This is a genomic window from Agromyces arachidis (assembly GCF_052805135.1).
The window spans coordinates 564394-578415 of sequence record NZ_JBRBDK010000001.1 but is presented as its reverse complement, the minus strand read 5'-3'; the positions used below and the strand labels follow the sequence as shown (position 1 = coordinate 578415).

Genomic DNA, 14022 nt, shown 5'->3' with positions numbered 1-14022 from the left:
CGTTCCCCGGCAAAATCCAGCCTCCGGAAAGAGGATGCCCAGCTTGGTCGTCTATACCTGAGTGACGATCGAGAGGAGTACGCCATGGCGGACCGGAGCCTTCGGGGCATGCGTATCGGCGCCCAGAGCCTGCAGAGCGAGGACGGCGTGATCTTCGCCGACCGCGCGGAGTACACGTACCAGTGCCAGGCGTGCGGACACGACACGGTCATGACGTTCTCGACCGAGGCCGAGACCCCTGAGACGTGGGAATGCCGGCACTGCGGCAACTCCGCGGTGCTCCTGGTCGACTCCAAGCCGGTCGAGATCGACCGCTCGGGCGAGAAGGTCGCCCGGACGCACTGGGACATGCTGCTCGAGCGCCGCACCCGCGCCGAGCTCGAGGAGCTCCTGCAGGAGCGCCTCGCCTACCTTCGCGCCCGTCGCGGGCAGCAGAAGATCGGCGCCTAGCCCGCCGCAGCTTCGCCGACGCCCCGCCTGGATCCTCTCCGGAGCGGGGCGTTCCGCTTGCCCGCGCGCACGCCTGCCAGGATGAGGCCGGCGAAGGCTCCCCAGCTGATCAGCGTCGGGACGAATCCGCCGAGGACGACCGAGGGAGTCAGCCCGGTCCGCAGTTCGACGTCGGTGACCATCGCCCCGGCCTCGTAGGCGGGAAGCGAGTCGATGGTCCGGCCGTCCGGCGCGATCACCTGGCTCGTCCCCACCGTCGAGATGTTCACGACGCTCCGGCCGGTCTCGATGGCACGCAGGCGCGCGATGGCCAGCTGCTGCTGGTTCTCGTCGGTGCCTCGGAAGTCGGCGTTGTTGGTCTGCAGCAGGTAGAGCTCTGCACCGTCCCGTGCGCCCTCCCAGATCAGGCCGTCGTAGATGACGTCGAAGCAGATCGCGAGACCGGCGACCGTTCCGTCGAGGTCGAACACCGGGGGCTCGGTCCCCGGTGAGTAGCCCCGCTGGATGAGTCCCGTCAGCTCGGGCGCCAGCGCGTCGTAGAACCAGCGGTCGGGGATGTACTCGCCGAACGGCACGGGGTTCCGCTTCGCGAAGCGGTCGACCGCGCCCTCCCCGGCCTTCCAGAGCAGCGAGGTGTTGTAGAAGCGCTCCTCGTCGTCGACCGTGACGGTGTTGAGGACGACGGGCGCATCGAGCTGCTCGCTCAGGTCGTCGAAGACCCGCGCACCCGCATCGCTGCGGGTGGGGTCCACGTCGGAACCGCCCTCCGGCCAGAGGAGCACGTCGACCCCCTCCTCGTCGAGGATCGGTGCCGTGGCATCGAGCTGCGCCTGGAGGAGGTCGCCCGGCTCGCGGGCGTCGAAGTACCCGGCCGGCCCGTTGCCCTGCACACTCGCGACGCGCAGCTCACCCGACTTCGCGGTCGGCCACGCAGGCACGGCCACGGCGACCACGAGCAGCGCGGCGACCGGGACCGCGGTCACGGGTTCGCGCCAGCCGCGCAGGCGGACCCATTCGACGGCGCCCGCGACGATGACGACCATGATGAAGCCGAGCCCGGTCGAACCGCCCCAGGAGACCACCTGCGCGAACGGGCTCTCGGACTGGCTGAGCGCCGCGCGCCCCCAGGGGAAGCCGCCGTACGGGAGCGTGCCGGTGGCCGTCTCGCGGGCGATCCAGAGCCCGCCGACCAGGAGCGGCAGCAGCACGATGCGGGCCCAGCGCGACGTCGTGGCCGCGGGCATCCAGCGGTACGCCAGCGCGATGAGGACGGCGCCCGCGGCCACGAAGAGGGATTCGAGGATCGACAGCGCGAGCCAGGGCACGGGACCGAGGTACAGCGACGTCCACGACACGTGGGTGAGGTAGAACCCCAGCCCGAAGACGAGTCCGATGTGGAACGCCGCCCACGAGGACCGTCCGATCAGGGTCACGAGCGCCATCGCGATGCCGGCGAATGCGAGCGGCCAGACGCTCGCGCCCGGGAACCCGAGGTCGTAGACGACCCCGCCGAGCGCCGACACGATCAGGGCCGCCCACAACGGCATCATCGGCCGGGACGCGACGGCGTCCGGAGCCGGCGCCGTCTCCGTGTCGGCCGCAGCACTGCTCATGCCGCGGCTCCGTACGCGACGACCCCGCGGCGCACCGCGTCGATCGCCGCACGCGCGGTCGCGCCCAGCTCGGCGTCGGCCACGATCGACACCTGGTCGAGCAGGTCGACGACCTGCTTGGCGAGCCGCACGAAGTCGCCGGCCGCGAGCTCGGTGTCCGACAGGACGCTGCCGAGCGCGGCGCCGCGCGCCCACGCGTGCATGGCCGCGGCGAGGGCCGGCGAGGGAACCTCGCTGCCGGGCAGGCGGTGGTCGCGCTCGACGTCGTCGAGCTCGCTCCACGCATCCGTGGTCCGGTCGAACGCCGTCCGGAAGGGACCCTTGGGCAGCCGGAACTGGATGCCGCGCTCGTCGCGCCGAGGTTCGTACACGAGTGCCGCGGCCATGGCCGCGATGCCGGCCACGTCGAGTCCGTCCCACAGCCCGCGGCGCAGCGACTCGGCGACGAGCAGGTCCCGGTCGCCGTAGATGCGCTTGAGCGTGCGACCGGCCGCCGTCGGCACGAGCCCGCCGTCGCCGTCGGACTCGAGGTAGCCGAGCTCCTCGAGCACCTCGGCGACGCGGTCGAAGCGCTTCGCGACCTGACCGGTCCGCGCACGGATCTGCCGACCGAGGTCGTCGTGGTCGCGCTTCAGCCGCCACCAGCGCTCGGCCCAGCGGGCGTGCTGCTCGCGCTCGGCGCAACCGTGGCACGGGTGCGCGCGCAGGCGCTTGCGTTGCGCGGCCAGTTCGCGTTGCATCCGCTCGCGCTGGGCGTGCGTCGCGTTGCCCTTCGACTGCCGTCGTTCGAGGTCGGAGATGCCGCGTCGCAGCGTTGCGTACTCGGCGAAGTCGCCGAGATGGCACTGCATCGCCTTCTCGTACCCGGCCATCGAATCCTCCTGCTTGCGCAGCGTCCGCGCGAGGTCGACGACGGCGCGATCGGCCTGGAACTGGGCGAACGACAGCTCGAGCACCTGCCGGGTGCGCTCCCGTCCGAACTGGTCGACGAGGTTGACCGCCATGTTGTACGTCGGGGTGAAGCTGGAGTTCAGCGGGTAGCTCCGTCGTGAGGCGAGCGAGGCGACGGCCTCGGGGTCGAGCCCGTCGACCCACTGGATCACCGAGTGCCCCTCGACGTCGATGCCCCGTCGTCCGGCGCGCCCGGTGAGCTGCGTGTACTCCCCCGGCGTGATCGGCACGCGCGCCTCGCCGTTGAACTTCTCGAGCTTCTCGAGGACGACCGATCGGGCCGGCATGTTCACGCCGAGCGCCAACGTCTCGGTCGCGAAGACCACCTTCAGGAGCTTGCGCTGGAAGAGGTCCTCGACGATCTCCTTGAAGGTCGGGAGCATGCCCGCGTGGTGGGCGGCGACCCCGCGCTGGAGGCCCTCGAGCCATTCCCAGTACCCGAGGACGGCGAGATCGTCGTCGCGCAGCATCCGCGCCCGGTCCTCGACGATTCGCCTGATCTCATCGCGTTCCTCGGCATCGGTGAGGCGGATGCCGCTGCGGAGCACCTGGCGGACCGCCTGGTCGCAGCCGGCCCGCGAGAAGATGAACACGATCGCCGGCAGCAGGTGCTTCGAGTGGAGCAGCGCGACGACGTCGGGCCGGTCGATCCGCCCGCTGCCGTGGCCCTGATGGAACCGGCCCCGGTCGCTGCCGCGGCGTCCGCGCTCGGAACGCCCCCGGATCGAGCGCCCTCCGGCCCTGGCGAGCCGCTGGAGTTCGGGGTTGACGCGGTGGGTCGCCGCCTGGCCGGACGAGTCGAACAGGTCGACCAGCTTGCCACCGACCAGCACGTGCTGCTCGAGCGGCACCGGCCGCTCCTCGGAGACGATGACGTCGGTGTCGCCGCGCACCGCCTGGAGCCAGTCGCCGAACTCCTCGGCGTTCGAGACGGTCGCGCTGAGCGACACGAGGCGCACCTCCTCGGGGAGGTGGATGATGACCTCCTCCCACACCGCGCCCCGGAACCGGTCGGCGAGGTAGTGCACCTCGTCCATGACGACGAAGGCGAGCCGGTCGAGCAACGGGGAGTCGGCGTAGAGCATGTTCCGCAGGACCTCGGTGGTCATGACCACGATGCGCGCGCCGGAGTTGATGTTCGTGTCGCCGGTGAGCAGCCCGACCTCGTCGTGGCCCCACGTCGCGGCGAACTCCTGGTACTTCTGGTTCGAGAGCGCCTTGATCGGCGTCGTGTAGAAGACCTTCTCGGCGCCGGAGTGCATCGCCAGGTGCACGGCGTACTCCGCGACCACGGTCTTGCCCGCACCGGTCGGCGCGGCGACGAGCACGCTCCGGCCCTCGTCGAGCGCGGCGCAGGCCGCTCGCTGGAACGGGTCGAGATCGAAGGAGAGGTCGGCCGCGAACTCCTGCAGGCGCGGCTGCCGCCGCTGCTGCCGGGAGAGGGCGTAGCGTTCCGCCGGCGAGAGGCTCATCACCACTCCAGCCTAGACAGGCGAGCCGAACTCCAGTTCATTGCGCTTGGCCGCCCTCCGGTCGTGCACCCAGGCGATGCCCCAGGCCCCGAAGTACAGGGCGATCATCGGCACGGCGAGCAGGAACATGGAGACCACGTCGGCCGACGGGGTGGCGATGGCGGTGAACAGGACGATCACGAGGATCGCGATCCGCCAGCTCTTGATGATCGACGCGGCGCTGATGACCCCGGCGAAGTTCAGCAGCACGATGAACACGGGCACGACGAAGGCGATGCCGATCGCCAGCACGAGCTTCAGGACGAAGTCGAAGTAGATCTTCGCGTCGAGGAAGCTGACATCCTCGCTGGGCACGAACCCGGTCATCAGCTCGACGATGTGCGGCAGCACGAACCAGCCGGCGGCGCACCCGGCGAAGAACAGCGGCACCGCCGAGAAGAAGAACCCGAAGGTGAACCGCTTCTCCTTCTTCGTCAGCCCCGGGACGAGGAACGCGAAGACCTGGTAGAGCCAGACCGGGCTGGAGATCACGATGCCCAGCGTGAAGGCGATCTGGAGGCGCAGGTCGAACGCGCCCGTGATCGTGGGATAGGTGATCTCCGCATCGCGCGCCTGGGCCTCGGCGATCTGTCGCACGGGCTCGCGCAGGGCGTCCCAGACGAAGTCGGACAGGAACCAGCCGGCGACGGCGCCGACGAGGATCGCGATGCCCGAGATGAACAGGCGCTTGCGGAGCTCGACCAGGTGCGCGCCGAGCGACATCCGCTTCTCGCGGTTCGCGGTGCCGCGATCCTTCACGGCCGACACGCGGCTACCCGTTCGGGCCGGCGTCCGTGCGCTTCGCCGGGTCGGTGGATCCCGTCGCGGCCGGAGGCGTGGGCGCCGTTGCGGAGGACGACGGCGCACCGGCTGCGGGCGCCTCGGCCGACGTCGAGTCGTTCGAGGCGTCGCTGCGCTCGTCGGAATCCGACCGGACCTCGTTCTTCAGGATCTTCATCGACTGGCCCAGGCTCCGCGCGAGCGCGGGAAGCTTCGGCGCACCGAACAGCAGCAGGATCACCAGAAGGATGATCAGCGCGTGCCAACCGGTGAAGGCGTTTCCAAACATAGAAGCTCGTCCAATTCTGACGGGATGGTGCGTCCAGTCTACCCGTTCGTCGCGGGCCTCGCCCTCACGCGGCGTCGCCGTCCGGCGCCGTGCCGGACGATTCGTCCGGATACGCGGCGAGTCCGGCGAGGGCCCATTCCGCGACGACGGCGCGCGCCTCGGGAGGGCCGACCACCGTGACCAAGCCCGGCAGGCCGGCGACGAGCCGCTTCAGCCCATGCACGTGCGCGAGCCGCAGCGTGACGCGCAGGCGCCCGTCGACCTCCGTGGTCGTCGAGTCGGCGAGGTAGTCGGCCAGCAGCGGCAGCGTCGCCGGCGCGACGTCGACCACGACCTCGAGGTCGGTGTCCGAGGCCTGGAACAGCGTCTCGGGGATGGCTCGCCCGGAGTGGTCCGCGACGCGGTCCTCGGCCACCTCGAGCGCGCTCATCCGGTCGATCCGGAAGTTGCGCACGTCGTCGCGGAGATGGTCGAACGCCTGCAGGTACCAGTCGGCGCCGAGGGAGGCGATGCGCAACGGGTCCACCCTCCGCCGGCGACGTTCGCCGCGGGCGTTGAGGTAGTCGAACTCGAGCTGGCGACCGGATGCCACGGCGCGCCGGACCACGGCCAGGGAGGCGTCGGCGACCTCCTCCGCCACCGCGAGCCGGCTCGGCGCGGCCGACGCGCCGGCCCTGAGCTTCTCGGTGAGCGCGGCGAGCGAGGCGCTGCCCGCGTTCTCGGGCGACGCCGACAGGTACTGGAGGCCGGCGATGAGCGCGGCCGCCTCGCGAGCCGAGAGCCGGGGCGCGTCGTCGATCGCCACGTGGTGCACGATGACGATGACGTCGTCGTCCTCGAACGAGTCCCAGTCGATGTCGAACAGGTCGTTCGGCTGGTAGGTGCCCGTCGCGCCCGGCAGGCCGGACGTCGCGATGAGCCGGACGGCGTCGCGGATCTCGGCCTCGCCGACGCCGAAGTGCGCCGCCGCCTCGGCGACGTCGACGACGCGCTGCTCGAGGAGGTAGGGGACGAGGGCGAGGAGGAACACGAGCCGGTCCGGCGCCCGCATCCCACCCGATCGGCGTGGCGGCGACCCGGTCATTCCGCGCCTCCCGCCCGATGCGCGGCGGCGACCGCCGCGAGCCGGTCGCGGACGGCGTCGCGCAGCGAATCCGGGGCGAGGACGCGGACCTCGGGGCCGTACGACGCCAGTTCGTCGGCGAAGACCGCGGCATCGGTGAAGTGCAACCGGATGACGCCGGCGTCCTCGTCGGACTGGACGGCGCGCTTGCCGAGGCGAACCTCGGCGTCGGAGCCCGCCGCCACGGCGAGGTCCGCGGCGTTCGCCTGCCGGAGCGCCCGGAGGTCGGCCAGGACGCGGTCCTGGACGTCGGCCGGCGGCGCGTCGAACGGCTTGCCCGGCAGGGTCTGCACGTCGCCGACGATCCTCGAGAGCAGGAAGGTCCGCGTGCCCGCGGCGTCGACGTCACGCCCGTGCAGGTGCCACCGGCCCTCGTGCAGGACGACCGCGTACGGCTCGACGGTCCGCAGCCGCGGGGCCTGCTCCCCCGGCTTGAGGTATCGGAAGCGCACGCGCTGACGCTTGTCGAGCGCCTGTCGGAGCGGTTCGAAGGCGGCGTCGCGCACGCGCAGGCGCGGCGCGTACCCGATGACGGGCTCGCGCGGCTCGATGCCGAGGGAGCGCAGCTTGGTGAGCGCGCGCTGCGAATCGGACGACAGCGACGCCTCGCGCCACACCTCCGCGGCGAGCCCGAGCAGCGCGAGCTCGTCGGGCGTGAAGCGCACGTCGACGGGGAGGTCGTAGTCGCCCTTCGGGATCCGGTAGCGGAGCGCCTGGTTGTCGCCCGGCCGGTCGGGCGACTCGATGGTCTCGAGCGGGATGCCGAGGTCGCGGATCTCGTCCTTGTCGCGCTCGAACTGCCGCTCGAGGTTCGCGTTGCCGCCCCGGTCGTCGTAGCGTTCCGCGTACCCGCGCACCGTCGAGAGGATCTCGGACTTCAGCAGTCCGGTCTCGGTCGCGAGCAGCGCGAGGACGAGGCTGAACAGCCGGTCCTCGACCGGGATCCTCGGCTCCCCCGAGCGCTTGGACGACGCCACGTCAGCGATCATACTGAAGCGGCCGCGGGTGGCATCCGTTCGGCCGGGTCACACCACGCCGAGGATGTCGATGACGAAGAAGAGCGTCGAGCCGGCGGGGATGCGGGCCTGGTCCGCATCGCCGTAGCCGTCCTCCGGAGCGACCACGACGCCGACCTGCGAGCCCACCTTCTGGCCGATGATCGCCTTCGAGAACCCGGGGATGACCTGCGAGGCCTCGCCCTCGGAGACCGTGAAGGTGGTCGGGCCGCCGAGCTGGCCGTCGCGCTCCCAGGTCGAGTCGAACACCTCGTTGTCGTCCCAGAGGACCCCGGTGTAGTGCACGACGACCTGGTCGCCGTCCTCGACGACGGGGCCGTCGCCGCCCTTGATGACCTCGACCTGCGTGGTGTCGAAGGGCTCCGCGTCGGGCACGGTGATGCCCGGGCGGCCGTCGGGTGCCGTGACCACGGCGGGGAACCCGTCGCGGGTCAGCTGCGGCGTCCCGTTCGCCTTGGGGAGGAAGGCCCGCTGCACGTCGAACACGGCCACCAGGCTGTCCTCGGGAGCGATGCCGAGCTGCTCGTTGCCCGCTTCGCCGAAGGCGTCCGACGGCGGGACGACCACGACGACGCGCGAGCCCTCGCGGGCGCAGGTCAGGCCGGCGGCGAAGCCGGGGATGCCGCCCCCGCCCAGCAGGAGCGAGATCGGCTCCTCGCCGCCGAAGCCGCCCGTGGTCAGTTCCTCGCCGGTGGTTCCGTTGTACACCGCGAGGCCGACCAGCGCCTGCTGGCCCGCGACGAGGCGGTCGCCCTCGCCGGCGATCACCTCGGTGCACTGCGTCTCGTCGGGCGAGACCGGCGTCGGGAAGTCGACGCGCGGCGTCTCGCCGAAGTCGCCGCCGACCTCGATCAGGTCGGACGACGCGCCGGCGCTGGCCTTCGGCTCGGGGGCCGCGGTGCAGCCGGACAGCGTGAGTGCCGCCGCGGTGGCGGTGGCAAGGAGTGCGAGCGGGAGACGCACGGGTCCTCGTTTCGTCGTCGGTGGGAACGGGGCGCAGACAGCCTAGTCGGCGTCGGCGGCTCCGGTGTCGGGTCGGGCGTCGTCGTCCTCGCGCGAACTGCGGGCCGCGGCGTCCGCCGCCCGCGCCCGCTTGCGCAGCACCTTGTCGCTCACGTTGCGTTCGCCGAGCGCGCCCGGGGTCCACGCCTCGACGTCCTCGTCGCTGAACTCGGTCTTCGACGGACGGCGCTTGAGCTCCGGGAGGACCGTGCCGGGTGCGAGGCGACGCGCAGTGAGGAGGAAGCCGGTGTGGGCGATCATGCGGTGGTCGGGCCGGACGGCGAGGCCCTGCACGTGCCATCCGCGCACCATGGTCTCGCTCGCCGCGGGCTCGGTGTAGGAACCCGTGGCCCGGATCGCCTCGGCGACCCGGGAGAGCTGCGTGACCGTCGCCACGTAGCAGAGCAGCACTCCCCCGGGCTTCAGCGCGGTGGACACCGCGCCGAGGCATTCCCACGGCGCGAGCATGTCGAGCACGACGCGATCGACGGATGCCGCGGGCGCCTGCTCCGGCAGCGCCTCGGCGAGGTCGCCGAGCGTGATGGTCCAGTTCGCCGGGTCCTCGCCGTGGAACGTCGCGACGTTGCCGCGCGCGACGTCGGCGAACTCCGCGCGGCGCTCGAACGACATCAGCCGGCCGTCCGATCCGATCGCCCGGAGCAGCCAGAGCGAGAGCGCCCCGGAGCCGACCCCCGCCTCGACGACCGTCGCGCCCGGGAAGACGTCGGCCTGGGCCAGGATCTGCGCGGCGTCCTTCGGGTAGACGATGGCGGCGCCCCGGGGCATCGACATCACGAAGTCGCTGAGCAGCGGGCGCAGGGCCAGGTACTCGACGCCGACCGCGTTCGCGACGACCGAGCCGTCGGGCAGCCCGATGAGGTCGTCGTGCGCGATCGCGCCCTTGTGCGAGTGGAACAGCTTGCCGGGCTCGAGGGTGATGGTGTGGAGGCGGCCCTTCGGGCCGGTCAGCTGCACCCGGTCGCCGGCGCGGAAGGGCCCGCTCGCTTCGCCGCGGCTCATGCGCCGGCCCTCGCCGTGGCGGCGACCCGGACGAGATCGTCGACGGCCTTCCCGTCGAGGGTGTCCCAGATCACGTGGGCCGCGGCCGGGTCGAGCGGGACCATGTGCGGGACGCCGATCGCGATGGTGCCGGCGGAGGCCGCGGAGCGCAGGCCCGGGACCGAGTCCTCGATCGCCACGCAGTCGCGGATGTCGACCCCGAGGAGTCCGGCCGCCGCCAGGTAGGGCTCGGGGTGCGGCTTCGGCTCGGCGACCTCGTCGCCGGTGACCAGCACGTCGAAGGCCTCGAACGGGATCGCGCCGACGATGTCCTCGGCCATCGAACGCACCGACATCGTCACGAGCGCCGTGGGGATGCCGGCCTCGCGCACCGACTTCAGGAGCTCGCGCGCTCCCGGCTGCCACGGCACGCCGTGGTCGGCGAGCTGCTCGCGCACGCGGGCGGTGAGGCGCGCGACGATCGTGTCGGCGTCGAGTTCGACCCCGGCGCCCTGGAACACGGCGGCGGCCTCCCAGAGGCCGGCGCCGACGACCTGCAGCGCCTCCTCGTCGGTCCAGGTGCCGCCGAACTCGCGGACGAGCTCGCCTTCGGCTCGCATCCAGTACGGCTCGGTGTCGACGAGGGTGCCGTCCATGTCCCACAGGACGGCGGCGGGGAGGGCTGTGGTCACAACGGGCGATTCTATCGCCACGCCCTATTGTGGAGGTGAGCCCGGAGGTTCCGGGTTCGGGAAGCGGGGCGAACCGAGTGCAGCAGCCGACCGGGTTCGAGGGCGGGCGACTCCTCATCGTCGCATTCGAGGGGTGGAACGACGCGGGCGAAGCCGCCACCGGCGCGGCCCGGCTCCTGGCCGAACGGCTCCGGCTCGTCGAGCTCGCCGCGGTCGACCCGGAGCTGTACTTCGACTACCAGTTCACGCGCCCCACCATTCAGGCCGAGCCCGACGGCTCACGCCGGCTGAAGTGGCCGGGCGCCGCCATCCTCGGCCCGAGCGGCATCCTCGCGGAACCCGACGAGGAGGGCGTCACGGGCCCCGGCGCCGACACGCTCCACGTGCTCCTCGGCGCCGAGCCGGCGCGCACCTGGAAGGGCTTCGCCGCCGAGCTCATCGACGCCGCCCTGTCCGCCGACATCGAGGGCATCGTGCTGCTGGGCGCCATGCTCGCGGACGCGCCGCACACGCGGCCGCTCGCGGTCTTCGCCTCGAGCGAGAACCCCGAGGTGCGTGCCGCGCTCGGCGTCGAGCGATCGACCTACGAGGGGCCGGTGGGCATCCTGAGCGTGATCGCCGACCAGGCCGAGCGCGTCGGGATCCCGACCGTGTCGCTCTGGGCGTCGGTGCCCCACTACGTGCACAACGCCCCTTCGCCCAAGGCCGTCCTGGCGCTGCTCGGCAAGGTGGAGGAACTGACCGGGCTCAGCATCCCCCGCGGGTCGCTGGAGGACGAGGCGAAGGCCTGGGAGTCGAGCGTCGACGCGCTGGCGTCCGATGACGACGAGATGGCCGGGTACATCCAGCAGCTCGAACAGGCGCGCGACGCCGCCGACGCCCCCGAGGCCTCGGGCGAGGCCATCGCGCAGGAGTTCGAACGCTACCTGCGCCGCCGCGGCGACCAGCCCGGCGGCGGCCCCTGGCGCCCGCGCGACGGCGCCTGACCGCGCCCGTCCGCACGCGGCATCCGGCGGTTCGGCCGCTGGTCGCTAGAACGGCTGCAGCACACCGGTGCCGAGCAGCACGAAGATCGTGGTGCCGAGCGCGATGCGGTAGATCACGAACGGCAGGAAGCTCCGCTTGGAGATGTAGCTCATGAAGAACGCGATCACGAGCAGCGCGACGACGAACGCCACGACGGTGGCCACGGCGGTCTCGAGCAGACCGTACACCGCCGGCTCCCCCCAGCTCTTGAACAGCTGGTAGAAGCCCGAACCGAACACCGCCGGGATGGCGAGCAGGAACGCGTACCGTGCCGCGGCCGCTCGCTCGTAGCCGAGGAAGAGCCCCATCGTGATGGTGCCGCCCGAGCGCGAGACGCCCGGGATCAGCGCGAGCGACTGCGCCAGGCCGAAGAAGATGCCGTGCGGGACGGTCAGGTCGTCGAGCTTGCGCCGCTTCGCGCCCGCCCAGTCGGCGAGGCCCAAGACGATGCCGAAGACGATGAGCATGGTCGCGACCACGTAGAGCGAACGGAACACCGTCTCGATCTGGTCCTGGAAGAGCAGGCCGAGCAGCACGATCGGGATCGAGCCGACGATGATGAGCCAGCCCATGCGCGCATCCGGGTCGGTGCGGGGCACCCGCCCGGCGAGCGAGGCGAACCAGTTGCGGATGATGCGGACGATGTCACGCCAGAAGAACACGACCACGGCGGCCTCGGTGCCGAGCTGCGTGATGGCGGTGAACGCCGCCCCCGGGTCGGACGCGTTCGGCAGGAACTCGCCGAGGATGCGCAGGTGGGCGCTCGACGAGATCGGCAGGAACTCGGTGAGTCCCTGGACGAGGCCGAGGATGATCGCTTCGAGCAACTGGGTATCGCCTTCCGCCCTGCGCGTCGGCGGAGGGCACGGGACCGTCGGGGTCGGGAGTCGTGTGGACGTGCGTCGGGGTGCGCGACCCCTCAGTACGCGAGCAGGAGGTCGCGGAGGACCTGCCTACCGAAGACTAGTGCGTCGAGCGGGACGCGCTCGTCGACCCCGTGGAACATCGACGGGAAGTCGATGTCGGCCGGCAGCCGGAGCGGCGCGAAGCCGTAGCCGGCGATCCCGAGCCGCGAGAGGGCCTTGTTGTCGGTGCCACCGCTGAGCAGGTACGGGAAGACCGTCGCCTCGGGGTCGTGGGCCCGCAGCGAACCGGTGACCGCGTCGACCAGCGGCCCGCGGGTGGGCGCTTCGAGGCCGACGTCGCGGTGCACCGTCAGGATCTCGATGTCGGGGCCGACGAGCTCCCGGATCTCGGCGAGGACCGCGTCCTCCTCCCCCGGCAGCGTGCGGATGTCGACGAGCGCCTCCGCCCGGTCGGGGATGACGTTGTGCTTGTAGCCGCCGTCGAGGAGGGTCGGGTTCGACGTGGTGCGCAGGGTCGCCGTGATGAAGCCGGAGGCGGATCCGGTCGCGAGCGCGAGCTCGTCCGGCGCGACCTGCTCCGGGTCGACGCCGAGCGCCCCGGCGATCGCGGCGAGCAGCTCCCGGGTGGTGTCGGTGAGGCGCACCGGCCATTCGCGCCGCCCGATGCGCGCGACCGCCTCGGCGAGCTTCGTGATCGCGTTGTCGCCGACCAGGCGCGAGCCGTGCGCCGCGGTGCCGTGCGCGACCAGCCGCACCCACACGAGCGACTTCTCGCCCGTCTGGAGCAGGTACGCCCGCTCGCCGCCGACGGTGATCGAGTAGCCGCCGACCTCGCTGATGGCCTCCGTGGCCCCGGCGAACAGCTCGGGGTGCTCGTCGACGAGCCACCCTGCGCCGTAGAGGCCGCCGGCCTCCTCGTCGGCGAAGAACCCGAGGACCAGTTCGCGTTCGGGCAGGCGCCCGTCTGCGAGGATGTCGCCCACGGCGGTGAGGATCATGGCGTCCATGTCCTTCATGTCGACGGCGCCGCGCCCCCAGAGCATGCCGTCGCGGACCTCGCCGGCGAACGGGTCGACGCTCCAGTTCCGCGGATCGGCCGGGACCACGTCGAGGTGTCCGTGGAGGACGAGGGCGGGCTTGTCCGGGTTCGCGCCCGGGACCCGCGCGACGACGCTCGTGCGGCGGGGCGCCGACTCGAACACCGCGGGCTCCAGGCCCATCGCGCGCAGCCGGGCCTCGACGTACTCGGCGGCCTCGCGCTCGCCGTTCGAACGGCCCTCGCCGTGGTTCGTGGTGTCGAATCGGATGAGGTCGCGTGCGATGGCCGCGGTCTCGTCGAGGCCGTCCGGCGGGCTCGCACCGGCGACCGCGGCGGGTGGTCGGGCGTCGGTCGGGGTCGTCTCGGACATGCGTTCCACGCTAGCGCCGGGGTGCCTCCGGCGGTGGTCAACGGGTCCGGAAAAGCGTGCTAATGTCTTCTACGGCCGCTGAGCGATCAGCGGTTCGAGACAACGCGCGGGTGGCGGAATTGGCAGACGCGCTAGCTTGAGGTGCTAGTGCCCTAACGGGCGTGGGGGTTCAAGTCCCCCCTCGCGCACGCGTTGTCGAGAAGGCCGGATCTTCGGATCCGGCCTTCTCGCGTTTCCGGGGTGATCCCCCCTCCGACTCCCCCCTCCCCCTCCCGGAGGTGCTCTTCTCAGGAGC

Annotated in this window: 13 protein-coding genes and 1 tRNA gene; 3 read left to right on the top strand and 11 right to left on the bottom strand. The window is 71.9% G+C overall.

Annotation, left to right across the window (positions count from 1 at the left end):
* Positions 1 to 84: 84 nt before the first annotated feature.
* Positions 85 to 450: an RNA polymerase-binding protein RbpA gene (locus ACUY4T_RS02765; RefSeq protein WP_446017353.1), complete on the top strand. Its 366-nt coding sequence runs from the start codon at positions 85 to 87 to the stop codon at positions 448 to 450.
* Here the strand turns inward: ACUY4T_RS02765 and lnt are convergent.
* The 9 genes from lnt to ACUY4T_RS02720 form a co-directional block, all read right to left on the bottom strand.
* The gene (gene lnt / locus ACUY4T_RS02760) at positions 447 to 2063 is read right to left on the bottom strand and encodes an apolipoprotein N-acyltransferase (RefSeq protein ID WP_446017352.1); all 1617 of its coding nucleotides are present in this window, start codon (positions 2061 to 2063) and stop codon (positions 447 to 449) included. The two genes, ACUY4T_RS02765 and lnt, sit on opposite strands and share 4 nt — an antisense overlap.
* Positions 2060 to 4486 carry a DEAD/DEAH box helicase gene (locus ACUY4T_RS02755; protein ID WP_446017351.1) on the bottom strand — a complete coding sequence of 809 codons (2427 nt, stop codon included), beginning with the start codon at positions 4484 to 4486 and terminating at the stop codon, positions 2060 to 2062. The genes lnt and ACUY4T_RS02755 overlap by 4 nt, the downstream gene beginning before the upstream one ends.
* A 12-nt stretch (positions 4487 to 4498) precedes the next feature.
* A complete protein-coding gene (gene tatC / locus ACUY4T_RS02750) occupies positions 4499 to 5248 on the bottom strand; it encodes a twin-arginine translocase subunit TatC (protein ID WP_446017415.1) in 750 nt (249 codons plus the stop codon).
* A 49-nt stretch (positions 5249 to 5297) separates the two neighbouring features.
* Complete coding sequence (tatA, locus tag ACUY4T_RS02745) at positions 5298 to 5594, bottom strand: twin-arginine translocase TatA/TatE family subunit (RefSeq protein ID WP_446017350.1); 297 nt, start codon at positions 5592 to 5594, stop codon at positions 5298 to 5300.
* A gap of 64 nt (positions 5595 to 5658) precedes the next feature.
* Positions 5659 to 6645 carry a helix-turn-helix transcriptional regulator gene (locus ACUY4T_RS02740; RefSeq protein WP_446017349.1) on the bottom strand — a complete coding sequence of 329 codons (987 nt, stop codon included), beginning with the start codon at positions 6643 to 6645 and terminating at the stop codon, positions 5659 to 5661.
* Between the two features lie 29 nt (positions 6646 to 6674).
* Complete coding sequence (locus ACUY4T_RS02735) at positions 6675 to 7694, bottom strand: helix-turn-helix transcriptional regulator (RefSeq protein WP_446017348.1); 1020 nt, start codon at positions 7692 to 7694, stop codon at positions 6675 to 6677.
* Between the two features lie 48 nt (positions 7695 to 7742).
* Entirely contained in the window at positions 7743 to 8696 is a 954-nt protein-coding gene (locus ACUY4T_RS02730) for an FKBP-type peptidyl-prolyl cis-trans isomerase (RefSeq protein WP_446017347.1), read from the bottom strand.
* Between the two features lie 42 nt (positions 8697 to 8738).
* Entirely contained in the window at positions 8739 to 9755 is a 1017-nt protein-coding gene (locus tag ACUY4T_RS02725) for a tRNA (adenine-N1)-methyltransferase (protein ID WP_446017346.1), read from the bottom strand.
* Positions 9752 to 10426 carry an HAD family hydrolase gene (locus tag ACUY4T_RS02720; protein ID WP_446017344.1) on the bottom strand — a complete coding sequence of 225 codons (675 nt, stop codon included), beginning with the start codon at positions 10424 to 10426 and terminating at the stop codon, positions 9752 to 9754. The genes ACUY4T_RS02725 and ACUY4T_RS02720 overlap by 4 nt, the downstream gene beginning before the upstream one ends.
* 77 nt (positions 10427 to 10503) lie before the next feature.
* On the opposite strand from ACUY4T_RS02720, the gene ACUY4T_RS02715 reads away from it, so the two are divergent.
* Positions 10504 to 11412 carry a PAC2 family protein gene (locus ACUY4T_RS02715; RefSeq protein ID WP_446017343.1) on the top strand — a complete coding sequence of 303 codons (909 nt, stop codon included), beginning with the start codon at positions 10504 to 10506 and terminating at the stop codon, positions 11410 to 11412.
* A gap of 45 nt (positions 11413 to 11457) precedes the next feature.
* Here the strand turns inward: ACUY4T_RS02715 and ACUY4T_RS02710 are convergent, their stop codons facing one another.
* A complete protein-coding gene (locus ACUY4T_RS02710) occupies positions 11458 to 12279 on the bottom strand; it encodes an undecaprenyl-diphosphate phosphatase (protein WP_446017342.1) in 822 nt (273 codons plus the stop codon).
* Positions 12280 to 12371: 92 nt separating this feature from the next.
* Positions 12372 to 13727 (bottom strand): M20/M25/M40 family metallo-hydrolase, encoded by a 1356-nt coding sequence (locus ACUY4T_RS02705; RefSeq protein ID WP_446017341.1) that lies wholly within the window; start codon positions 13725 to 13727, stop codon positions 12372 to 12374.
* Positions 13728 to 13831: 104 nt separating this feature from the next.
* On the opposite strand from ACUY4T_RS02705, the gene ACUY4T_RS02700 reads away from it, so the two are divergent.
* Positions 13832 to 13915 (top strand) — tRNA-Leu (locus ACUY4T_RS02700).
* Positions 13916 to 14022 lie beyond the last annotated feature (107 nt).